Consider the following 22,432-nt stretch of genomic DNA (forward strand, 5'->3'; position numbering starts at 1 on the left):
CATGGATTTAGTTTACAAACCAGAATTACCAAAAGAAAACAGACCCATTTACATAATAGGCGCAGGTGGCATAGTACGCGATGCACACTTACCTGCCTATAAAAAAGCAGGATTTAATGTTGCTGGCATTACAAACAGAACCAAACAACGTGCTATTGACTTAGCAGAGATTTTCAACATTCCAAATGTTTATGATTCTGTAGAAGATATGGTAGCAAATGCACCAGAAAACGCAGTGTTTGATTTAACTTTAATGCCCAATCAATTTGTTAAAACTTTAGAATTATTGCCCAATAGTGCTGCCGTTTTAATTCAAAAACCCATGGGCGACAATTACGAGCAAACATTAGAAATTTTAAACGTTTGCCGCAGAAAAAATTTAATTGCTGCCATTAACTGCCAAATGCGCTTTGCTCCTTACGTTATGGCTGCAAAATATATGATAGAAAAAGGATTAATTGGTGAGCTGTATGATTTTGAAATTAGACTTTCAATTTATACACCTTGGGAATATTTTCCTAATGTTGTAAATCATCCACGGTTAGAAATTCAGCAACACAGTATTCATTATATAGACTTAATTCGTTCGTTTTTAGGCAACCCAAAAAAGGTGTATTCTAAAACCTTAAAAAATCCTGCCAAAACAATGTCTTCTACCAGAACCACAACTATAATGGATTATAGTGATGCCATGCGTGCCATTATAAACACCAATCATGATCATAATTTTGGAGAAAAAAATCAAGAAAGCTTTGTAAAATGGGAAGGCACTAAAGGCGCCATAAAAGCGCGCATTGGCTTATTACTAGATTACCCTAACGGAAAACCAGACTTATTTCAATATTGTTTAATTGAAGAAGGAAAAGCTCCTAAATGGGTTGAAATTCCATTAGAAGGCTCATGGTTTCCAGATGCTTTTGTAGGCACAATGGCCTCATTAATGCGTTATGTTGAAGGATCTTCAAAAGAATTACATACAAGTGTTGAAGATGTTATACACTCTATGGCCATAGTTGAAGCCGCATACGAATCTAACAACAACGGTGGTGTTACTCCAAATTACAATGTTTAATAGAATTAAAAAGTTTTAATATGCATATAAAATCGCAATTTTTTGAAGATTATACACTAGGCCATAAAAGAGAAACCCTAGGAAGAACCATTACCGAAACAGATTTTGTTGTTCATGCAGGACACACCGGCGATTATTTCCCTCACCATATGGATGCTGAATGGTGTAAAAGCCAACCATTTAAACAACGTATTGCCCACGGCACCTTAACTTTTGCCGTAGGTATTGGCATGACAGCTACAGAAATTAACCCCGAAGCTTTTTCTAAAGGGTATGACAAACTAAGGTTCATCAAACCCGTACATATTGGTGACACCATTAGAGTTGTTGTTACAATTTCAGAAAAAAAAGACTCTAAACATGCTCACTTGGGTCATGTAAATGAGCATGTAGAAATTTTTAACCAAAATGACGAACTTGTTTTGGTGTGCGATCATATTTTATTAGCTAAGAAAAAAGAACACCCTAAAAACCAAACACATGAATAAGGTATTAATAATATTACTTGTAACAACATTGTTTTCATGTAATAACAAAACAAAAGCTCAAGATGAGGCTAATGAAACCCAAAAAGAAGTTAAAGCTACTTATGAAGCTGATTGGGAATCTTTAAAAAAACACAAAACCCCAGATTGGTTTTTAGATGCCAAATTTGGTATTTATTGCCATTGGGGACCATACAGTGTTCCTGCTTATGAAAACGAGTGGTACGCACACTGGATGTATGTAAACAAAGATAATCCTGAGGCTAGAAACGGAAAAGCACACAAAATACACGATTACCATGTTAAAACTTATGGCCCTTTAAACGAATTTGGATACAAAGATTTTATACCTATGTTTAAAGCCGAAAAATTTGACCCTGTTGAGTGGGCAGATTTATTTGAAAAAGCAGGTGCCAAATTTGCAGGCCCCGTATCTGAACATGCCGATGGTTTTGCTATGTGGGATAGTGAATTAACAGAATGGAACGCCAAAGATATGGGACCAAAACGTGATGTAATGGGTGAGTTAGCTAAAGAAATTCGTAAACGTAATATGAAATTTATTGCTACATACCACCGCCATTGGTTATTTGGTTGGTACCCTACTTGGGATGAAACAACAGACGCTTCAAACCCTAAATACGCAGGACTTTATGGACCAAAATTAAAAAAAGGCGATAACAAAATGCCGCGTAGCAAACACGACATTGATAACGGAATTGAGTCTTATTACCCTGTGGCTGATAAAGCTTTTAATGATGAATGGTTAAACCGCCTAAAAGAAATTATTGACAAATATAACCCCGATTTAGTGTGGTTTGATAATAAAATGGATATTATTAGCGAAGAACACCGAAAAGGATTTTTACAATATTATTACAATGAAGCTGAAAAGAAAAACCAAAAAGTAGTATCTACTTATAAATTTTATGATTTTGCAAAAGGTAGTGCCGTATATGATTTAGAACGCGCAAGAATGCGTGAAAAAAAGGATTTCCCATGGCTTACAGATGACTCTATTGACTGGAAATCTTGGAGCCATATTAGTAATCCAGATTATAAATCTACCAACCGTTTAATTGACTTTTTAGTTGATGTGGTTAGTAAAAATGGTGCCGTACTTTTAAATATTACACCAAGAGCAGATGGTACAATACCAGAGCCTGTAAAAGAGCGTTTACTTGAAATGGGGCAATGGTTAAAAGTTAATGGTGAAGCTATTTATGGCACACGTACATTTGAAATTTATGGAGAAGGTGATGCCAAAGTTGTTGAAGGTCATTTGAGTGAACGCAACAATGATGATAACACTGCAAAAGATATTAGGTTTACAACTAAAGGCGAAACACTTTATGCTATAGCTTTAGATTGGCCTGAAAGTAATAATCTGGTAATCAAATCATTTAAAAAAGGCAATACACTTTTAAAGAAACCTATAAAAACCATTGATTTTATTGGAGGTGAAGATGATTTAGATTTTGAAGTTAAAGTTGATGGTTTACATATTAAACTTCCTAAAAAATCTGGTAATCATGCTTATACATTCAAATTTAACTTCTAAAATATATTTATAAAATAAAACAATAAAAAATCCAGAGTAAAGTTACTCTGGATTTTTTTTTTGACAACACAAAAATACTACTGTAATCTATTCAGTTCTAAACTCAAAAACTTGAGACTGAGAACTAGAACCGCTTTCATCAGTAGTGATTACTTTCCAATAATAAACAGTATTTGCTGTTAATGCTATATTTTCTATAGTTGTATTTGTAGTAGTTTCTTGTAATGTTGTTGGCGGGTTAGTAGTGCCTAAATACACATCATAAGATGCTATATCATTATCTACATCACTACCAGACCAACTTAATGTTACAGGCGCAGCAACCTCTGCACCCATAGCTGGAGCTATAACTTCTGCTGGAAATGGCGCATAATTTTCAACACCTTCACCTGCATTATAAAACTTCCAGGTTTCACTAGTAGCTGTTGTGGTTGTTTTATTAGATTTTGAAACTACACTCCAAGAATAGGCTGTATTTCTTTGTATTGTTAATGATATTGAATTATTAGATGTTGTATTCTCTGATGTTTCATCGGTATCTAAATTCTTTAATACCAAAGTATAACTATTTGTGTTTGCTGAAGTGTTCCATTGAAAAGTAATACGGCTTTCTGTTTCTGAAATTACTGTACCTTCATTACACGCTTCATCTTTTTCAGGAAATGTTAAAACGGCTGCTTCAGGTGGTACTATTTCTCCTGGGCCATCATCACTCCCTCCATCACTACTACCTCCACAGCTTAAAAATGCTAAGCTCATTAATATGAAACCGCTTTTAATATATTTACTTAATATCATTGTTTTATAATTTTTGTTTGAGAATTTATTGTTTTAGACTGAATTTTAACAAAGTACATACCGGCTGTTAATTGGCTAGTATTTATTGTAGTTTCCTTACTACCTATAGTTGCTGTTTTTGAAACAACTATTTTTCCGGTGGTAGATATCACATTTATAGTTGCCATAGTTTCTAAACTTTCAGGAAATGCTATTTTAAAATAATCTTTAACACTATTGGGGTAAATAGCTACATCATCAAAAACGGTTATCATTTTTTCAAACTTACCTTGGCAATCTTTATCTGCTTTAACTGATATATTATTGAGACCTTTAGATAAATTAAGAGTTACGCTACTTGAATTTGTAATAGTTTCTTCACCATTTAAAATAATACTATAATTAGTTCCTCCGCTTAAATTTAAAGTTACTTGTTTTTTAACATCATCTACTTTTGAGCTTACTGACAAATCTTCTGGCTCTGTTATTAAAACATTAAAGCATTGTTTATAATTAGCGTCTGCTGTTGTTGTTATACAAATAGTATAATTTCCTGCACTTAAGTTTTCAAACGACACATTAGTTGTAAATGTTTTTTCTGCGGAAGTTTCCTCAATTGAAGCAGTAAAATCATAAGTAGACTCATTAGATGTTACTATTATAACTCCATCATTACTTGCTTTACAAGATTCGCCAATAGCTTTTATTTTAAAATTATCTGAAGGCAATGTAAAAACAGCACATCCATCTGTATTTACAGTTGTTCCAAGTGGTGTATCAGGGCATAAATCATCTGCATTTGCTACGCCGTCATTATCATCATCATTCGGGTCAAAAGTTACACAGTTTTCACCTGGTAAGCCGTAGCAACCATTACCTGTAGGGCCGTAAAGAGGCTCCCAAGTAATACCTGGAACCCATTGATCTCCTCCATTTTCATAAGCTCCAACATCTGGAGCAGCTCCTTGAAAACCATCGGTTACTCCTGATATTTCTCTACCTTGATCTATTGGTGATGCGCCAGATTTTAAATTAAAATCACCAGTTGTAGCATTAACAAACACATCATCTGTTACTACTAAATTATTTTGCTTGTCAGACTGTGGTTCCCAATTATTATCACTGCCCAAATTGTTCCAAACATTTACATTAGTAAATTGAGTTCCTTCTTTGTGCCATGCTCCCATTACTGCAGATCCATTCCATAAAGTATTATTATAAATATTAATATCTGCGCCATCCCAGTTTATTTGAACGCTACTCCATTCTGTATTCCAAACTACGTTATGGTGCACATTATATTTAGACGCACTATTATCTAAATAAATACCTGCTGCTTTGTATTTAACACCAGGAGAATCTGTATCATGAAACCAGTTATGGTGAATTTCAGTTACTGTTTCTCTTGGGCCAACTGTGTAAAACAAAGCACAATCATCTGCTAAACGGTTACTTTTATAAACATCATTATATGCTATTTCATTAGTTTCACCATTATATTGTATAGCATCTCTACCTCCATTAAAAACAGTATTATTTTGAACCAAAGTATTGTTTATTCCTCTAATAATTAGTGGGCCATCATAAACAGATAGAAAATCAAAATCATGTATATAATTATCTTTAATTATTAAATTATTACCTCTAGCATCAATTCCTGACGTGGCTCCAAATGCTACTTCACATTTTTCTATCACATGGTTAGAACCCTGTATTTTTATAGCTGCTTTTCCTGTATGAACACCATTAAAAACACCTTGTGAATGATTTGCATAAAATACTGAAAGGCCATAAAGTACAATATCAGTTGTTCTATTATTACCATTTGCTTGCCATGTAGAGCTATCTTCCATATTTATATTGCCTCCATAAACCGCTAAATTTCTAATTTCAATATGCTTTTTATCCTTTAAGTTTATTGCTTCTGTTCTTCTACGCATATGAATTTTACCATCTTCAGGCGCTACACCTCCAGGTAATTGCACATAAAGTGTTTTTGTTGCTTCGTCAAAATACCATTCATTTTCATAGTCTAAGGCTGCTTTAACCCCTTCTAAGTAAAAGTCTCCTAAATCTGATGGAGGGTGAAAGGTTCGAATCCAATCTTGGTCTGATGTGAAATTAAAATTCACACGACCTGCTGAACTACTTGTTATTTCTCTTTTCCAAGCGGTCCATCCTGAACCTGGTCTATCGCCATAAAACCATAATGCTCCACCTGTCCAATCAATTCCAGGTATACTTGCTTCAGTAAGGTAAGCACCATTTACAACATTTCCGTCACTACCGCCTGTGTTTCTTATAGAATTAAGAATAAAAGGGTCTTCACTTGTTTTGTTGGGCCACCTAGCTAAGTTTAGTGGTGTTTGATCATTTACTACAAAATTCCCTTGCCCTAAAGAATTAAAAGAAATAGATGTTTTATATATAACCCCACTATCTTGAGTCCATCCAGACAAGGCTTCCATTGCCGATATAATTACTTTTTCACCTGGATAAGATTGAAAAACAATTGGGTTTCCTGGTGTTCCTGAATTTGCAGGTGTTAAAGTTTCTTCATAAGTACCTTCTCTTATGTAAACAACATCACCGGCAACAGCAACACTAGCTGCTTTTGATATGGTTAAGTAAGGACTTTCCATGGTTCCGGGGTTATTATCATCTCCATTCTTTGCCACATAAATATCTTTTGCAAATACATTTATGCAGACTAAAAATAACAATGCTAATAAGTAATTCTTTCTCATTAAAATTTGTTTTAGTTAATTGCTCAAAGTTACATCTACACTTGCTTTTTTTATAGTACATATGTTTTAATAGCTAGAATAAATGATTTAATAGAGCTATTTTATTTACGCTTCTTTAAAAAAATGATTTGTGCATTATGAAGTTGATTAGGTAGTTATTTATATATTTGCGCCACCAATAAAGCACACGTGGCGGAATTGGTAGACGCGCTGCCTTGAGGGGGCAGTGTTCTTAAGAACGTGGAGGTTCGAATCCTCTCGTGTGCACAATATTAAATTAAAAAGGGTAGATTTTAAATCTACCCTTTTCTTTTTTTACAACAAAGCTACTTTTACAATAACCCAAACATCATAATATTCATCAAATTCATCTTTTTCAGATTCAATTTTGTAGGTAATATTAAAAACTTTACCATCGTATTTTTTGCTTGTTAAATCGTAGGTTTTTAAAATACTTTCGTCTATTTTTTCAAATGAATAGTATTTTTCGTCATCTTCACTATCTGTAAAATAGTAAGTACCATCTTCATAACCATCAAAAATAGCTTTTGCTGTTTTTAAATCTTGTGCAGTAGTTGTGTTTTTAAATGATATTAATGCTAATAATAAAATGCAAATTGTTTTCATTGTTTAAAAAATTAATTGTTAAATAAAATGTATATAGATAGGTGCCAACCCTAAATATTAAGGGCTAGATTTTGAATACGAAACAACTAACTAAACCTTTAATCTTACAGTTATTAAAGGTAAATTAGAGTTAAATAAAATTGAAATATCTTGCATACAAGCCAATATTTGTGCTTGTATATTAAAAATTGAAGAAGTATTATCCAAAGTCCAGTTACTCACACCATGAGCGCATTTTGAGTTTAACTTCCAAACACCCAAAAATATAGACTTAACAATATGTTTCATTATATTTTACTTGCCTAAAAACCAGTGGCAAACATGACTATAAATGTAATTTATTTTTTGATTAGTTGGTGTTTTTTTATCATTTTTTTTAAGGTGTTTTTGCTATTTTTTTTCACTATAAAGTAGCTATAAGTTCTAATTAAAAAAATACTATAATGTAGCATTACCACCTGGTTTTAACCTAATAACCAACATAACAACAAACATTGAAAAACCCATTGAAAAATATATGTACCCTTTTGCTATGGGTTCATCTATACTTTCGGCCATTAATGACACCCCTATTAGTAATAAAAAAGACAATGCTAGCACTTTAACGCTTGGGTGTTTATTTAAAAAATTACTAATACTATGTATTGAAAACACCATAATAATCATGGCTATTACAATGGCAATAATCATTATTTCAACATGCGAAGCCATACCAACTGCGGTTATAACAGAATCTAAACCAAAAACAATATCTAACAACCCAATTTGAATAACAGTTTGAGCAAATGATAGTTTTGAGCCTACTTTAACTTTATGTTCTCCTTCAAGCATGTTATAAATTTCAATAATACTTTTGTATAACAGAAACAAACCACCAACAAGCAATATTAAATCTCTGCCAGAAAATGATAACCTTTCAACCCAACTTCCTGTTAAATTGAACCAATTAGCGGCATTAAACAATGGCTTTGTAAGTGTTAATACCCATGTTATAGACAGTAGTAAAATAACCCTGGTAAATAACGCAAAGGCTAAACCTAAAATTCTTCCTTTTTTTTGTTGATGTTGGGGTAATTTATCAGTTTGAATTGATATGAACACAATATTATCTATACCTAAAACAATTTCCATAATTGTTAAAGTAAGTAATGATAATAGAGCTTCAGAAGAGGTTAGCCATTCCATAATTAAAATTTTATGTTACTAAAGTTATAAAAAGGCTTTTTAAATGTTCATTATTTTTAAAATAATTAAGTCTATTACTTCAATTACAATTAAAATTATGATAATCCACTCTAATCTGCTGCTTTCACTATGAAACATAATGTCTTTAAACAGATCTAAATTTTCTTTTACAATATCTACTTGTTGGTGAATAATTTGGTGCCTATCTACTAAATCAAATTTCTTTTTAAGCTCTAAATTAAACTTATTCAAATCTTCATCATCAGTTGCTAATTCATGCGATTCAAAAATGTATAAGTTTTCAGAAATTTTGTTTTTAATGTTTAATACTTTACCAATGTATCGTTTTAACTTTTTACCATTAATGTTAAGTTTTCCTTGCTCTTCAAGAAAACTAGTATGCCTTCTGGTGTCTTCTAATAATTTTTCGGCTATGTTATAATAAAAATCTAAAGCTACAGATTGTGATAGGTTTAACATTATTAAACGTAGTTTTTCAGAGTCACTATCTGGTATTGTAATGGTTTCAAACTCTATTTTAAAAGTATTAGCATTTGTAACAACTTCAATAGTTTCTGCCATTGTTGTTTTTGTAACATCGCCTTTTAATGTTGCGTGTATTTTTTGTTTTAACGCTGTAGTTTCTTCTTCAGTAAAATTATAAACACAAATAATACCGTATTTAAATGCGTATAAATATTTGTACTCACTTAGTTGCAAAAAAATCTCATCGTTATCTGCGTATAAAGGTGTTAAATTAAAAACCCCTTTTAATGACTGAATGTCTATAATTTCGGCAATATGAATTGCACTTGCTGTTGTTTCCATTGTTTTTACGAGGTAAATACCTCATCATTGCTTTTAAAGCTTTTTATATTGTGTTTTGAAGTTTCAACTTTTCTGAATAAAGTGCTGCAGAAAACTTGTATTGAAGTTAGTGATGCTTTAATCTACTTTTTTAGTTTGTTGCCCAAAATATAAAGCTACAACTTGTTTGTCTTGCTTGTCTAAAAATTCTAAGGCTTCACACCATGGCACCCATTTAGCTTCTTTAAACTTATGAATTTCAAATACTTGAATGTTTTCTATATTTAAATTAGCTACAAAATAGTGCTTATATATTTCTTGTTTTTGTTTGGTAACCTGCTTTTTTGAGACAAAATAACTTACGTTTTTTTTAAAAAGTTGCACACCAATTTCTTCATAAGCTTCTCGAATAAGAGACTGAATATCAGTCTCTTTTTTCTTTTTCACACCACCTGCTAAAGAGTATTTACTTTTGCCTTCAATTTTTTCTAAAACTAAAATATTGTCATTATTGAAGGCTATAAGTCTGGACTTGTCAATTTTTTTAACTGCCTTTTTTTTCACCTTAAGATGAAATAAATTATTAGTCTTCATCCTCTAAAAACTCCATATCTGCCATTTCAGAATCACTGTTATCATCATCATTGTTTTGATCATAATCATCAGCAAAATCTTCCATAGCTTTTATAAGTTTAAGCCCAACTTTAACAAGATACACGGTATCTTCGGTTTTAACTTCAATAGCCTCTACTAATTCTCCTTTAGCGTTTTTAAACGTAATTACATCATTATCACCATACCCATCAGGATATTTTTCTAAAAGAAGGTTTAAAATATCTTCGTTTAACTTTTGATAATCTACAATTTTACGAATCATATTTTTCATAATTACATACCCAATAAATAGGCGAAAATTAATGGAGCTACAATGGTAGCATCACTTTCAATAATAAATTTGGGTGTATCAATATCTAGTTTACCCCATGTAATTTTTTCGTTTGGTACTGCCCCAGAATATGAACCGTAGCTGGTTGTTGAATCTGAAATTTGACAGAAATAACTCCAAAAAGGCGTATCTGTTCTTTCCATATCTTGATATAGCATTGGTACTACACATATTGGAAAATCGCCTGCAATACCGCCTCCTATTTGAAAGAACCCGATACCTTTTTCAGAATTATTAGTGTACCAATCTGCTAAAAATGCCATGTACTCAATACCAGATTTCATGGTGCTTGCTTTAAGCTCTCCTTTTAACACGTAGCTTGCAAAAATGTTACCCATTGTACTGTCTTCCCAACCAGGGCAAACTATTGGTAAATTTTTCTGTGCTGCAGCGTACATCCATGAGTCTTTTAAATCTATTTCGTAATACTCTTCTAACACACCAGATAATAACATTTTATACATAAACTCATGTGGCAAATAGCGTTCGCCTTTATCATCGGCTTCTTTCCAAATAGCATGTATGTGTTTTTGCAATCTTCTAAAAGCTTCTTCTTCAGGAATACATGTATCTGTAACTCTGTTTAGGCCTTTTCCTAACAAATCCCACTCTTGTTGTGGTGTTAAATCTCTGTAATTAGGTACGCGTTTGTAGTGCGAATGTGCAACTAAATTCATGATATCTTCTTCAAGGTTTGCCCCTGTACATGAAATAATATGCACTTTATCTTGCCTAATCATTTCAGCAAAAATTTTACCTAACTCTGCAGTACTCATAGCGCCAGCAAGAGACACTAGCATTTTAGCGCCATTGTTTAATTGATCTTCGTAAGCTTTAGCGGCATCAACTACTGATGCTGCATTAAAGTGCAGATAGTATTTTTCTATGAAATTTGAAATAGCGCCTTTAGTACTCATCGTCTTGGTTAAATTTTGAAAAGTTATTTACTTTATTGTTATTGTTGTTGTTAAAATCATCGTTATAGCCATCTTCAACATCTTCATTTTGAAATTTATAGCTTAACATTTTGTAATATAATTTTGCCGCTAAAAAGTCTGACGATTTTTCTGCTTCATTAGGGCAAAGTTCAACTATATCAAACCCTACTACATTTTTTTCTTCAAACACCTGCTTTAAAAAATCTAAGGTTTCATACCATAATAAACCACCAGGTTCTGGCGTGCCTGTACTTGGTAATATTGAAGAATCAAAGGCATCAAGATCAAAAGTAATAAATACGTTATCTGTCATTTGTTCAATAGCTGAATCCATCCAAGTATCATCAATTGCCATTTCGTGTGCAAAGTATGTTTTATCTAAATCCATTACCGATTTTTCTTTAACATCCATTGAACGAATACCAACCTGAATTAAGTTGGTATTTTGGCTAGCTTCATATACCGCACAAGCGTGGTTACAAGCTGTACCTTCGTAAGATTTTCTTAAATCGGCATGCGCATCAATGTGTAACACCGTTAAGTTTTGGTAAACTTCATTAAATGCTCTAATTGTACCTATTGATATTGAGTGTTCTCCTCCAAAAATGGTTACAAATTTATTTTTTTTAATATAGTTTTTAGTTACTTGGTGCACAGCTTCAACCATACTTTCTGGCGATGCATTTTCTGTAACAGCATCTGCTAAATAAATACCTTCTTTATAAACCTCGGTATCTGTTTCAATGTCATAAAGCTCCATGTTTTCTGAAGCGTTTAAAAAAGCATCTGGCCCTTTATCTGCGCCTTTTTGCCATGTGCTAGTTCCGTCATAAGGAACTGGGATTAGAACTATTTTCGCACGTTCTAATTTTGCAAACTCTTCTGGTATGCCTGCGTAAGTTTTGGTTTTCATTTTTTACCTACTAACTAAATTGTACTAAATTTTGTGTTTTCATGTGCTTCAGTTTCGCTTGTTTCAGGTGTTTTATTGTACCCTAAAATATTAAGCAAATCTTCACTTTGTTGTTGGCCTTTGTATAGTTTTGTTACTATGTTACCTTGCGCATCTCTATCTATTAAAATATGTTTTGGCGCTGGTATTAAACAGTGTTGTAAACCGCCGTAACCACCTATTGTTTCTTGGTATGCACCGGTATTAAAAAAGCCTACATACAACGGTTTTTCTTTATCATACTTTGGTAAATAAATGGCATTTATGTGCTGCTCGCTGTTGTAATAATCATCACTATCACAGGTTAATCCGCCTAGTAAAACACGTTCATAAGAGCTGTTCCACCTGTTTATTGGCAGCATTATAAATCTTTTATTTATGGCCCAAGTATCTGGTAATGTTGTTATAAACGATGAGTTAATCATGTTCCATTTTTCTCTATCGTTTTGTTGTTTTTGGTAAAGCACCTCGTAAATGGCGCCACCACTTTCGCCTACTGTAAAGCTTCCAAATTCTGTGAATATATTTGGCACATCAACACCTTCTTCTTCACATGTTACATTTATTTGATTTATAATTTCATCAATCATGTACTCATAATCAAACTCAAAAGCTAACGAGTTTTTAATTGGGAAACCACCACCAATATTTAGGCTATCTAAACTTGGGCAAACCTTTTTTAGGCTTATGTAAACTTTTAAACATTTTAAAAGCTCGTTCCAATAATAAGCTGTATCTCTAATGCCTGTATTTATAAAAAAATGCAGCATCTTCAACTTTACTTTTGGGTTGTTTTTTATTTGCTTGTTGTAAAACGGCACAATGCTTTTGTAACCAATACCAAGCCTTGAGGTGTAAAACTCAAACTTTGGTTCTTCTTCAGAAGCTATTCTAATTCCAATATTATAGGTACTGTTAATTTCATTACTTAGTAAATCAATTTCTTCGTAATTATCAATAATTGGTATGCAATTTTTATGACCATTATTTATTAATCTAGCAATGTTGGTTATGTATTGTGATCTTTTAAAACCGTTGCTAATTATAAATGTATCGTCTTTTATTTTACCGCTTGCTTTAAGGCTTTCAACAATATCAATATCAAAAGCTGATGATGTTTCAATATGAATATCATTTTTTAAAGCTTCATCTAAAACATGCTTAAAATGCGAGCTTTTAGTGCAATAACAGTATTTGTATTCGCCTTTATAATTGTATTTTTTTATGGCAGAATCAAACCATGTTTTGGCTCTGTTTATGTTGTTTGATATTTGCGGAAGGTAGGTAAACTTTAATGGTGTACCGTAGGCTTCTACTAACTTATTCAAGTCTATATCATGAAAAAATAGTTTGTCTTTTTCCAAAGCAAATTCTGGCTGAGGAAAATCAAAAGTTTGGTTGATTAAATCAACGTATTTAGTATTCATTATTTTAATGTAAAAAAGTTATTTTAAAATGTAAGTGCAAAAGAGCTGTGACCCTTTTAAAATGTGGACATAATAACTTTTAATCAAACCATAATTTGATACTGCGCTTTTGGTGTAAAGCACAAACTATACTGTGAAGTAATAACTTTAACTACGGAAGTTAGCTTTAAATTTCGGTTACTTACACCATAAGCAGCTTTTGAGATTGACTTCCTAATTTTCAAAAGCCCGAACATAAAAACAGGTTTCAATTTGTTCAGCTAAAAGTTTATTTATACAAACTTTAGGGTGCAAATGAAAAACAAAATTTTAAATAAAAAAAGTATTTTTAAAAATTTAATATTAAATATTTAAAGCACTGAAAACCATTAATTTTACTCGGTTTTCACAATTATTTCTTATTAAAGATAGTAACTGCCTAAACAAAAAAATAAGTATTTTATTACAAGTACAATTAACAAAAACGCTAATTAGCCGTATTTTACTATTTTTTTATTGCAACTGATTTAACATTGCCCTATACTGCTGATTGTTAGGATATAACTGCACCAACCTTTGTGCAATGTTTCGTGCTTTTGGTATTTGATTGCTTTTTTGGTATAAATAGGCTAAAACATAAAGTAAATCGGCATTTTGAGGCGCCCTTTTTAAACCACTAACCGCTGTAGCTTCGGCTTTTTTAAAGTTATTTAACTTATCATAAAGTAAACTTAAATTGTAATAAAACCTTATGTTTTCTGGCATATAGTTTATGGCTAATTCCATTTGTTTTACAGCCTCTTGGGTTCTGTTTTGTTCGCCCAATAACAAGGCGTAAGAATAGTATGTTTGTGCAAATTCTGGCTCTTGCTTTATAATGGTTTTAAAGGCTTCTTCAGCTTCTTTTACTTGCCCATTACGGTAGTATAAGTTTGCTAAATTACTTCTAATTATATTGTTTAAACCATCAATTTCTAAAGCACTTTCCATTGACTTTATGGCATTTGGCACATCTCCTTTTTTAAGATAATAACCACCACGTTTAGCGCGTCCGCCAGCAAAATCTGCAGTAACATTTAAATGTACTTCAAACTCTTTCTTCACCTTTTTGTAAGCGTCTTTATATGCTTCGGGAATTTCCATTTCATCTAAATACGCCAAAGCAAAAAAGGCTTTAACGCGTACGGTGCGTTTTGGATCTTTTAGTAGCGGAATAAAATATTTAACATAATCTTTATTAGTAATTTCACTTAAAGCATCAATGGTAGCGCCTCTAACAATTGGAGAATCATCATTTAGAAACCCTAACATATTATCTATAACGTCTTCTGTGTAATAATTTGTCATAGCACTAACTGCTGATGCTCTTGCCAACTCTGGGTAAATAGTGTCTTTTGCAAGTGTTACTAAACTATGATAACCGTTTTCTTCACCAGTTAAGCCAGGTGCTAATAAATCTGAAAAGTGATTTTCATCTGGTTCACCATATTGCTTTTTGTATTGCTCCCAAGCCCAAGCATCGGTTTTGTCTGTATGACACCTTGTACAAGCATTTGGTGTACCGTATTTTAAACTTTGGTCTGGTCTTGGAATTCTAAAACTATGATCTCTGCGGTAATCATTACCCATGTAAATTTTACCATCCATATGGCAATTTATACATTGAGCCCCATCTGTATTTACTTTGTGAAAGTGATGTGATGGCGTATCATACTTTGGTTTTTCATGGCATTGCAAACACAAATTATTACCTTCAAATTTAAGGTTTAATGAATGTGGATTGTGGCAGTTTGTGCAGGTAACATCGTTATGATACATTTTACTCTGAACAAAAGAACCGTACACATATACTTCATCTTGTATTTGACCATCTGGATAATACAAATTATTGGTTAAAATTTGCGGAAAGTAATGATCTAGCATAGTACCTTCAAAATTAAAGTTTGAAGAGTATTGCTCTCTTCGCATATGGCATCTGGCGCATTGATCAACCAATTCTTTGGGTTGTGTTTTGCTTGTCATCCACATACCATCAGTAGCTACGTATTTATCACCTTGCTTTTTGGCCTGCTCAACGTGAGTTTTACCTGGGCCGTGGCATGCTTCACAATTTACATTTATAATAGCAAACTTAGTATCATAACTATGGTTTTGCTGTGTGTAATTTTTTCTAACGTTTGTAGAGTGGCAATCGGCACACATATTATTCCAGTTTAAACCACCTCTAGACCAATGTAACCACTCTGAATGTACTACCTTAAAATCTGGATACAAATCAAACCATTCTTCCTTTTCGGTATCCCATGCGGTTCTTAAGCACTGGTAATGTCCGTTAGGAAACTTCACAATATACTGTTGTAATGGTGTTAACCCAAAGGTGTATTCTATTTTATAATCGTGATTATTGCCATCTGGCCCTTCGGTATTAACATAATAATCACCATCTTTTTTAAAGAATTTTGAAACAACGCCTTGACTTTTAAAAGTAGCATTATTAAAGTCTCCTAAAATAGTAGTTTCTGTAGCAATTTGCATTGCTTTATCATGGTGAGACCCTTTCCATTCTTTCACTTGGTCTTTATGGCATTCAGCACAAGCTTTATCGCCTAAAAAATGAGCGTCTGGTATTAAGTCTGCAGGAATAAACACACTATCTTTTTTAGCTTCTACATATTCTTGCTTTTTATTATTACAAGATAATGACAGGAAAATAATAACCAGATAGAAAAATATTTTTCTGCTTATAACTTTAAAAAAAGAAGCCTTTATATGCATAGTTTAATTGGTGCAAAATGATGAATAATTATGTCAAAAATACGGTATACTTAACGCATTGCAAAGAAAGGTATTTATTTAAAGCCATTCTTATTTATTAAAATTACAAATGGTTTTAAAAACCTTAAATATGGTTTTATGTGTTTTTTTTATGAAATCTTGAAACAAATCATTATTTTTGTTTAACATTTATCATTTATTAATGAACAACATACAAGTAAATTTTAGCATTAAGGACCTGGAAAACTTAACGGGTATAAAGGCGCACACCATTAGAATTTGGGAAAAGCGCTACAACTTACTTGCGCCTAATAGAACAGATACAAACATTAGAACATATAGCATTACTAGTTTACAAAAGCTTTTAAATATTTCATTTTTAAACAATAATGGTTACAAAGTTTCTAAAATTGCCAAATTAACAGATGATGAAATTCCGGTAAAAGTTAGAGAAATAGCATCGCGTTCTAAAGCTGAAGATCATGCTATAAATGCCTTCAAAATAGCCATGATTAACTTTGATCAAGTATTATTTTACAACACATACAATAACCTTATTGAAAACAAAACCTTCAGTGATATATTTTACACTGTTTTCAGACCTTTACTCACAGAAATTGGTCTGCTATGGCAGACAAATACCATAACGCCCGCACATGAACATTTTTTATCTGTTCACATAAAACAAAAAATATTACTTAACATTGAAAGGCTACAGAGTTTAGAACCCAAACCAGATTCTAAAACCTATATTTTATTTTTACCAGATAATGAAATACATGATATTGGCCTCCTTTTTATAAATTATCAATTACGAAGCAAAGGCTATCACACCATTTTTTTAGGTGAAAGTGTACCTGCTGAAAGTTTGAAAAGTGTATTAGAATTTTTTACAGATATTACCTTTATAACATACTTTACTGTAAACCCAGAAATTGAAAAAATACCTGGTTACATTGAAGATTTCAATAACTTACTGCTAAAAAACACTACCAACCAGTTGTTTTTACTTGGCCCTAAATTTAATAACCTTACCAACTTAGAATTACCCGAAAACACCTTCCTTTTTAAAAACATTGAAGATTTAATTATTAATTTATAATTACGAAACATACTTTTGTTAAACTTTTTTTTATATTTGTTAAACAGATATGAAAAAAACAGTTTTAATTTTAGGCTCAGGTTTTTCCTCTTTAGCGGCAAGTTGTTACTTAGCTAAAGCGGGTTACAACGTTACAATTTTTGAAAAAAACAAAACTATTGGTGGTAGAGCAAGACAATACAAAAAAGATGGATTTACTTTTGATATTGGACCAACGTGGTATTGGATGCCCGATGTTTTTGAGCGCTTCTTTGCAGATTTTAACAAAAAACCATCCGATTATTATCATTTAGACAAGCTCAATCCTGCTTACAGTGTTTACTTTGGTGAAAACGATTATGTTACTATTGAAGATAGCTTAGAAAAAATTTGCGCCACCTTTGAAACCGTTGAAAAAGGCAGCTCTATTCAGCTTAAAAAATTTATAAACAAAGCAAAAGACAATTACAATATTGCTATAAAAGACTTGGTATACAATCCTGGTGTGTCTCCGTTAGAACTAGTTTCATTAACAACTATTAAAAGATTAAATCAGTTTTTTAGTAGTGTAAAAAGTGATGTTAGAAAAGCTTTTAAAAATGATAAACTGGTACAAATTTTAGAGTTTCCAGTATTATTTTTAGGTGCCAAACCCAGCAACACACCTTCGTTTTACAACTTTATGAATTATGCCGATTTTGGCCTTGGTACATTTCACCCTAAAAAAGGTATGTACCAAGTAATTTTAGCTATGGAGCAATTGGCTAAAGAGCTTGGTGTTACAATAAAAACTGAAAACCCGGTAGACAAAATTATCGTAAGTAATAAAAAAACTACTGGAATTGTGTCTAACGGAATAGAATACACAGCCGATATTGTACTAAGTGGTGCCGATTACCATCACACCGAAACTCTTTTAGATAAGCCATTCAGACAATATTCTGAAACGTATTGGAGCAAAAAAACATTTGCACCATCATCTTTACTATTTTACGTAGGTTTCAACAAAAAATTAAAAAATGTAGAGCATCATACTTTATTTTTTGATGTAGATTTTGACACACATGCTAACGCTATTTATGACAACCCAAAATGGCCCGAAAACCCTTTGTTTTACGCTAGTTTCCCTAGTAAAACAGATGATAGTACCGCTCCTGAAAATAAAGAAGCTGGTATCTTCTTAATTCCTTTAGCACCTGGAATTGAAGACAATAGAGTTTTAAGAGATACTTATTTCTCAAAAATAATCACTAGATTTGAGAAGCTAACATCTCAAAAAGTTTCAGATGATATCATTTTTAAAAAATCATTTTGTGTAAATGATTTTATTAACGATTATAATTCTTATAAAGGCAACGCCTATGGTATGGCAAATACCTTATTGCAAACTGCTTTTTTAAGGCCTAAATTAAAAAGTAAAAAAGTTAGCAACCTTTACTTTACAGGGCAACTAACAGTACCCGGACCAGGCGTACCGCCATCACTAATTTCAGGTAAACTGGTATCAGAATTAATAACTAAACACCATCCATTATCATGAAACAATTATTTGACACTGTATCTTACAACTGCAGTAAATCGGTTACTAAAACATACAGCACATCATTTTCTATGGCTACAAAAATGCTAGCCAATTCTATAAGAAATGACATTTATAATATTTATGGCTTTGTTAGACTAGCTGATGAAATTGTAGATTCTTTTCATGATTATAACAAACAAGAACTTTTTGATGACTTTGCCGAAGATTTAGAAAAAGCGTTAAGCCAAAAAATTAGTTTAAACCCTATTTTAAATGCTTTTCAATACACCTACCATAAATACAGTATTGATAAAAAATTGGTTGATGCTTTTATGAAAAGTATGCGTTTAGATTTGCACAAAACAAACTACCTTACAACCCAAGAATATAAAGATTACATTTATGGCTCTGCCGATGTGGTTGGGCTAATGTGTTTAAAGGTTTTTGTTAAAGGCGATGAAAAAAAATATCAAGATTTAAAAGACAGTGCCATGGCTTTAGGTTCTGCGTTTCAAAAAGTAAATTTTTTGAGAGATTTAAAAGCTGATTTTGATGAATTAAACCGAAGTTATTTTCCTAATACAGATTTGGCTAATTTAAGTGAAGCTTCTAAACAAGATATTATTAATGATATTGAAGCAGATTTTGCCAAAGGTTTAAGCGGCATAAAACAATTACCTATTGAAGCCAAATTTGGTGTTTTTACTGCATACAGATATTACAGTCAGCTGCTCAAAAAACTACAAAAAACACCTGCATTACAAATTAAAAACACCAGAATTAGAGTTTCTAATCCTAAAAAAATTGAACTTTTAATGCGTAGTTATGTAAAATATCAATTAAATTTATTGTAATTTTTAAGTATGCAAACATTTCTGTGGATATTAGTTTTTTTAAGCACCTTTTGCTTTATGGAGTTTATGGCGTGGTTTACCCATAAATATATTATGCATGGTTTTTTATGGAGTTTACATAGAGACCACCACAAAAAAGACCACAATAGCTGGTTTGAACGAAACGATTTCTTTTTTATTTTTTACGCCGTAGTTAGCATAGGTTTCTTTTTACTTTGGAAGTATAATATTTTATGGATTGGTTTGCCTATTGGCGTTGGTATTTTTGCTTATGGTTTAGCCTATTTTATTGTGCATGATATTTTTATACACCAACGCTTTAAACTATTTAGAAATGCTAACAATTGGTATGCAAAAGGCGTAAGAAGAGCCCATAAAATGCACCATAAACACCTTGGTAAAGAACATGGTGAATGTTTTGGCATGCTGTTAGTACCATTTAAATACTTTAAAAATTATAAATGAATTACTTATACCTACTCTTAAATTTAGGCTCTTTAAGTATTCCATTTTTATTTAGCTTTCATCCAAAACTAAAATTTTATAAACTTTGGAAACCACTTTTTATAAGCTTGTTTTTATCAATGCTTATTTTTATTCCATGGGATATTGCTTTTACAGCAAAAGGGTTCTGGGGTTTTAACAGCACTTACTTTTTAGGCATTACACTTTTTAACTTACCAATTGAAGAGTGGTTATTTTTTATTTGCATTCCGTATGCTTGTGTTTTTACACATTATGCTTTATTATTTTATTTTCCTAAAATGCAGCTTAAAATTGGCACAACAAAACTTGTAAGTTATTTTTTGGCGCTCATTTTCACTATAATTATTATTTACAACTACAACAAATGGTATACACTAATAAATTTTACGGTAGCATTAATTTTAATAATTTTTGCAGTAAAAAAACATACCCAACTACTTAGTAAATTTTATTTAACATTTTTAGTAATGCTTATTCCTTTTTTTATTGTGAATGGTATTTTAACTGGAAGCTTTATTAAAAACGAAGTTGTTTGGTACAATAACGCACAAAATTTAAACTTCAGGCTTTTTACTATACCAGTTGAAGATAGTGTTTATGCGTTTTCAATAATACTAATTCCGTTGGTTTTAATGACGTATTTTAAACCAAAACAATCAATTACTAATTAACTACATTTACATGATTTCCGTTTAAAAAGGCTTCTAAATTATTTACTGTTGTTTGCATTAAACGTGCACGTGCTTCTTTTGGCGCCCATGCAATATGTGGTGTTATAATACAGTTTTTAGCTTTTAATAGCGGGTTATCCTCTGCCATAGGTTCAGCAGAAACAACATCTAAAGCTGCACCAGAAACTTTGCCTGAATTTAAAGCTTTTACTAAATCTTTTTCAACAATTAAACCGCCTCTTGCTGTATTAATAATTTTTACACCATCTTTCATTTTTTCAATATTATTTGAATTTATGATGCCTTTTGTACTTTCAAAAAGCGGACAATGTAAGCTTATAATATCAGATTTTTGAAAAAGGGTATCTAAATCTGTAAACTGTAAAGTATCACTTTCAAACTCTGGTTTAACAGTTCTTGAGTTTACTAAAATATGGAGTCCAAAAGCTTGTGCTACTTTAGAAACTGCTTGCCCTATTTGCCCAAAACCTATAATACCTAATGTTTTTCCGCTTAACTCAATTAATGGCGAATTCCAAAAGCAAAAATCTTCAGACTTTACCCAATCTCCATTAAAAACAGCATTACTATGATTGCCAACATGATGACACATTTCTAACATTAAAGCCATGGTAAATTGCGCTACAGATTGTGTACTATAAGCAGGTACATTAGTAACAATAATACCTTGATTTTTTGCAAACTCAACATCAACCACATTGTAACCCGTTGCTAAAACACCTATAAATTTAACCCATGGTACATTTTCTAAAACGGCTTTAGGTAATGGCGTTTTATTGGTATAAACTATTTGTGCATTGCCAATAGCGTCTATTATTTTTTGTGTATTGTACGGTGTTCTGTCATAAACTTTTAAGTTGCCATATTTAGAAATGGCATTCCAACTTAAATCGCCAGGGTTTAACGTATACCCATCTAAAACTACTATATCCACTATATTTTGTTTTTTGTTGCTAATAAATTATTAATGGTATTTCTAACTGAATTACTATTCCAGTTTGCAGCACCAGTTTTTTCAATTATTATGTTGCCGTCTTGATCTATTAAAAAGGTTTTAGGTATACTAGTTACCTTAAAAAGATTGTTATAATTTGTAACGGGCTGATAAACCTTAAAAGTATAATTATTTTTTTCTAAAAACGGGTTTACGGTATTAAAAGATTCATCTGAAACAAAAACAAAAATCACTTTATCTTTATAATCATTGTAAAGTTTTTGCATACTGGGCATTTCTGCAATACATGGCGGACACCAAGTGGCCCAAAAATTAACCAAAACTACTTTACCTTTTGTGGTTTCAAAATTAAAAATAGCATCATTTTTGTCTTTTAACTTCCAGTTGTAGGATGGTATAGATTTTTGTTTTTCAGAATGTATTATTGAAGGACTGATTAGCGCTAACCCTTTATTTATAAATACTTGAATAGGTTTTCTAGTTTGTGGTATAAAAAAAAGAGCCACAATTACTAAAAATATCAAGTCTTTATATTTTGGCTTTTTAAACGCCATAAGCTATAAT

The 22,432-nt window shown here is 31.8% G+C and carries 22 protein-coding genes and 1 tRNA gene; 9 read left to right on the plus strand and 14 right to left on the minus strand.

Annotation, left to right across the window (positions count from 1 at the left end):
- The first annotated feature begins 1 nt into the window (after position 1).
- The 3 genes from ACXAG4_RS00855 to ACXAG4_RS00865 are packed head-to-tail and all read left to right on the plus strand — an operon-like array spanning position 2 to position 3,118.
- Positions 2 to 1,072, plus strand: coding sequence for a Gfo/Idh/MocA family protein (locus ACXAG4_RS00855; protein ID WP_475294183.1), 1,071 nt, complete (start codon positions 2 to 4; stop codon positions 1,070 to 1,072).
- A 20-nt stretch (positions 1,073 to 1,092) separates the two neighbouring features.
- Entirely contained in the window at positions 1,093 to 1,560 is a 468-nt protein-coding gene (locus ACXAG4_RS00860) for a MaoC family dehydratase (RefSeq protein WP_475294184.1), read from the plus strand.
- Positions 1,553 to 3,118: an alpha-L-fucosidase gene (locus tag ACXAG4_RS00865; protein WP_475294185.1), complete on the plus strand. Its 1,566-nt coding sequence runs from the start codon at positions 1,553 to 1,555 to the stop codon at positions 3,116 to 3,118. Before ACXAG4_RS00860 ends, ACXAG4_RS00865 begins: the two co-directional genes overlap by 8 nt.
- An 87-nt stretch (positions 3,119 to 3,205) precedes the next feature.
- On the opposite strand, the gene ACXAG4_RS00870 is transcribed toward ACXAG4_RS00865, so the two are convergent.
- The gene (locus ACXAG4_RS00870; protein ID WP_475294186.1) at positions 3,206 to 3,877 is read right to left on the minus strand and encodes a hypothetical protein; all 672 of its coding nucleotides are present in this window, start codon (positions 3,875 to 3,877) and stop codon (positions 3,206 to 3,208) included.
- A 35-nt stretch (positions 3,878 to 3,912) separates the two neighbouring features.
- Positions 3,913 to 6,642 (minus strand): T9SS type A sorting domain-containing protein, encoded by a 2,730-nt coding sequence (locus ACXAG4_RS00875; protein ID WP_475294187.1) that lies wholly within the window; start codon positions 6,640 to 6,642, stop codon positions 3,913 to 3,915.
- Positions 6,643 to 6,825: 183 nt separating this feature from the next.
- On the opposite strand from ACXAG4_RS00875, the gene ACXAG4_RS00880 reads away from it, so the two are divergent.
- Positions 6,826 to 6,909 (plus strand) — tRNA-Leu (locus ACXAG4_RS00880).
- 48 nt (positions 6,910 to 6,957) lie between these two features.
- Here the strand turns inward: ACXAG4_RS00880 and ACXAG4_RS00885 are convergent.
- The 10 genes from ACXAG4_RS00885 to ACXAG4_RS00930 form a co-directional block, all read right to left on the minus strand.
- A complete protein-coding gene (locus ACXAG4_RS00885; RefSeq protein WP_475294188.1) occupies positions 6,958 to 7,269 on the minus strand; it encodes a hypothetical protein in 312 nt (103 codons plus the stop codon).
- A gap of 90 nt (positions 7,270 to 7,359) precedes the next feature.
- Positions 7,360 to 7,557 carry a hypothetical protein gene (locus ACXAG4_RS00890; RefSeq protein ID WP_475294189.1) on the minus strand — a complete coding sequence of 66 codons (198 nt, stop codon included), beginning with the start codon at positions 7,555 to 7,557 and terminating at the stop codon, positions 7,360 to 7,362.
- A 150-nt stretch (positions 7,558 to 7,707) separates the two neighbouring features.
- Positions 7,708 to 8,454: a TerC family protein gene (locus ACXAG4_RS00895; RefSeq protein WP_475294190.1), complete on the minus strand. Its 747-nt coding sequence runs from the start codon at positions 8,452 to 8,454 to the stop codon at positions 7,708 to 7,710.
- Positions 8,455 to 8,493: 39 nt separating this feature from the next.
- A complete protein-coding gene (locus tag ACXAG4_RS00900) occupies positions 8,494 to 9,282 on the minus strand; it encodes an RMD1 family protein (protein WP_475294191.1) in 789 nt (262 codons plus the stop codon).
- A gap of 117 nt (positions 9,283 to 9,399) precedes the next feature.
- Positions 9,400 to 9,825, minus strand: coding sequence for an NUDIX hydrolase (locus tag ACXAG4_RS00905; RefSeq protein WP_475294192.1), 426 nt, complete (start codon positions 9,823 to 9,825; stop codon positions 9,400 to 9,402).
- Between the two features lie 19 nt (positions 9,826 to 9,844).
- Entirely contained in the window at positions 9,845 to 10,138 is a 294-nt protein-coding gene (locus tag ACXAG4_RS00910) for a hypothetical protein (RefSeq protein ID WP_475294193.1), read from the minus strand.
- Between the two features lie 11 nt (positions 10,139 to 10,149).
- Positions 10,150 to 11,124, minus strand: a complete 975-nt coding sequence (locus tag ACXAG4_RS00915; RefSeq protein WP_475294194.1) for a deoxyhypusine synthase family protein — start codon at positions 11,122 to 11,124, stop codon at positions 10,150 to 10,152.
- Entirely contained in the window at positions 11,114 to 12,058 is a 945-nt protein-coding gene (gene speB / locus ACXAG4_RS00920; RefSeq protein WP_475294195.1) for an agmatinase, read from the minus strand. The genes ACXAG4_RS00915 and speB overlap by 11 nt, the downstream gene beginning before the upstream one ends.
- Before the next feature lie 14 nt (positions 12,059 to 12,072).
- The gene (locus tag ACXAG4_RS00925; RefSeq protein ID WP_475294196.1) at positions 12,073 to 13,524 is read right to left on the minus strand and encodes an arginine decarboxylase; all 1,452 of its coding nucleotides are present in this window, start codon (positions 13,522 to 13,524) and stop codon (positions 12,073 to 12,075) included.
- 492 nt (positions 13,525 to 14,016) lie between these two features.
- Complete coding sequence (locus tag ACXAG4_RS00930) at positions 14,017 to 16,278, minus strand: tetratricopeptide repeat protein (RefSeq protein WP_475294197.1); 2,262 nt, start codon at positions 16,276 to 16,278, stop codon at positions 14,017 to 14,019.
- 202 nt (positions 16,279 to 16,480) lie between these two features.
- Here ACXAG4_RS00930 and ACXAG4_RS00935 point away from each other — a divergent pair, with 202 nt between their 5' ends.
- From ACXAG4_RS00935 to ACXAG4_RS00955, 5 genes are read left to right on the plus strand one after another with little or no spacing between them, the layout of a single operon-like run.
- The gene (locus ACXAG4_RS00935; protein WP_475294198.1) at positions 16,481 to 17,380 is read left to right on the plus strand and encodes a MerR family transcriptional regulator; all 900 of its coding nucleotides are present in this window, start codon (positions 16,481 to 16,483) and stop codon (positions 17,378 to 17,380) included.
- Between the two features lie 49 nt (positions 17,381 to 17,429).
- Complete coding sequence (locus tag ACXAG4_RS00940; protein WP_475294199.1) at positions 17,430 to 18,899, plus strand: phytoene desaturase family protein; 1,470 nt, start codon at positions 17,430 to 17,432, stop codon at positions 18,897 to 18,899.
- Entirely contained in the window at positions 18,896 to 19,735 is an 840-nt protein-coding gene (locus ACXAG4_RS00945; protein WP_475294200.1) for a phytoene/squalene synthase family protein, read from the plus strand. Before ACXAG4_RS00940 ends, ACXAG4_RS00945 begins: the two co-directional genes overlap by 4 nt.
- 9 nt (positions 19,736 to 19,744) lie before the next feature.
- Positions 19,745 to 20,200 carry a sterol desaturase family protein gene (locus ACXAG4_RS00950; protein WP_475294201.1) on the plus strand — a complete coding sequence of 152 codons (456 nt, stop codon included), beginning with the start codon at positions 19,745 to 19,747 and terminating at the stop codon, positions 20,198 to 20,200.
- Positions 20,197 to 20,892 (plus strand): lycopene cyclase domain-containing protein, encoded by a 696-nt coding sequence (locus ACXAG4_RS00955; RefSeq protein ID WP_475294202.1) that lies wholly within the window; start codon positions 20,197 to 20,199, stop codon positions 20,890 to 20,892. Before ACXAG4_RS00950 ends, ACXAG4_RS00955 begins: the two co-directional genes overlap by 4 nt.
- Here the strand turns inward: ACXAG4_RS00955 and ACXAG4_RS00960 are convergent.
- Entirely contained in the window at positions 20,885 to 21,847 is a 963-nt protein-coding gene (locus ACXAG4_RS00960) for a D-2-hydroxyacid dehydrogenase (RefSeq protein ID WP_475294203.1), read from the minus strand. The two genes, ACXAG4_RS00955 and ACXAG4_RS00960, sit on opposite strands and share 8 nt — an antisense overlap.
- Positions 21,847 to 22,422, minus strand: a complete 576-nt coding sequence (locus ACXAG4_RS00965; RefSeq protein ID WP_475294204.1) for a TlpA family protein disulfide reductase — start codon at positions 22,420 to 22,422, stop codon at positions 21,847 to 21,849. The genes ACXAG4_RS00960 and ACXAG4_RS00965 overlap by 1 nt, the downstream gene beginning before the upstream one ends.
- Between the last annotated feature and the right edge of the window lie 10 nt (positions 22,423 to 22,432).

It is taken from the genome of Seonamhaeicola sp. ABD4_175 (assembly GCF_056160885.1).

Coding starts and splice junctions, on each gene's coding strand:
- ACXAG4_RS00855 (WP_475294183.1), top strand. CDS start 2: ATGGATTTAGTTTACAAACCAGAATTACCAAAAGAAAACAGACCCATT.
- ACXAG4_RS00860 (WP_475294184.1), top strand. CDS start 1,093: ATGCATATAAAATCGCAATTTTTTGAAGATTATACACTAGGCCATAAA.
- ACXAG4_RS00865 (WP_475294185.1), top strand. CDS start 1,553: ATGAATAAGGTATTAATAATATTACTTGTAACAACATTGTTTTCATGT.
- ACXAG4_RS00870 (WP_475294186.1), bottom strand. CDS start 3,877: ATGAGCTTAGCATTTTTAAGCTGTGGAGGTAGTAGTGATGGAGGGAGT.
- ACXAG4_RS00875 (WP_475294187.1), bottom strand. CDS start 6,642: ATGAGAAAGAATTACTTATTAGCATTGTTATTTTTAGTCTGCATAAAT.
- ACXAG4_RS00885 (WP_475294188.1), bottom strand. CDS start 7,269: ATGAAAACAATTTGCATTTTATTATTAGCATTAATATCATTTAAAAAC.
- ACXAG4_RS00890 (WP_475294189.1), bottom strand. CDS start 7,557: ATGAAACATATTGTTAAGTCTATATTTTTGGGTGTTTGGAAGTTAAAC.
- ACXAG4_RS00895 (WP_475294190.1), bottom strand. CDS start 8,454: ATGGAATGGCTAACCTCTTCTGAAGCTCTATTATCATTACTTACTTTA.
- ACXAG4_RS00900 (WP_475294191.1), bottom strand. CDS start 9,282: ATGGAAACAACAGCAAGTGCAATTCATATTGCCGAAATTATAGACATT.
- ACXAG4_RS00910 (WP_475294193.1), bottom strand. CDS start 10,138: ATGATTCGTAAAATTGTAGATTATCAAAAGTTAAACGAAGATATTTTA.
- ACXAG4_RS00915 (WP_475294194.1), bottom strand. CDS start 11,124: ATGAGTACTAAAGGCGCTATTTCAAATTTCATAGAAAAATACTATCTG.
- speB (WP_475294195.1), bottom strand. CDS start 12,058: ATGAAAACCAAAACTTACGCAGGCATACCAGAAGAGTTTGCAAAATTA.
- ACXAG4_RS00925 (WP_475294196.1), bottom strand. CDS start 13,524: ATGAATACTAAATACGTTGATTTAATCAACCAAACTTTTGATTTTCCT.
- ACXAG4_RS00930 (WP_475294197.1), bottom strand. CDS start 16,278: ATGCATATAAAGGCTTCTTTTTTTAAAGTTATAAGCAGAAAAATATTT.
- ACXAG4_RS00935 (WP_475294198.1), top strand. CDS start 16,481: ATGAACAACATACAAGTAAATTTTAGCATTAAGGACCTGGAAAACTTA.
- ACXAG4_RS00940 (WP_475294199.1), top strand. CDS start 17,430: ATGAAAAAAACAGTTTTAATTTTAGGCTCAGGTTTTTCCTCTTTAGCG.
- ACXAG4_RS00945 (WP_475294200.1), top strand. CDS start 18,896: ATGAAACAATTATTTGACACTGTATCTTACAACTGCAGTAAATCGGTT.
- ACXAG4_RS00950 (WP_475294201.1), top strand. CDS start 19,745: ATGCAAACATTTCTGTGGATATTAGTTTTTTTAAGCACCTTTTGCTTT.
- ACXAG4_RS00955 (WP_475294202.1), top strand. CDS start 20,197: ATGAATTACTTATACCTACTCTTAAATTTAGGCTCTTTAAGTATTCCA.
- ACXAG4_RS00965 (WP_475294204.1), bottom strand. CDS start 22,422: ATGGCGTTTAAAAAGCCAAAATATAAAGACTTGATATTTTTAGTAATT.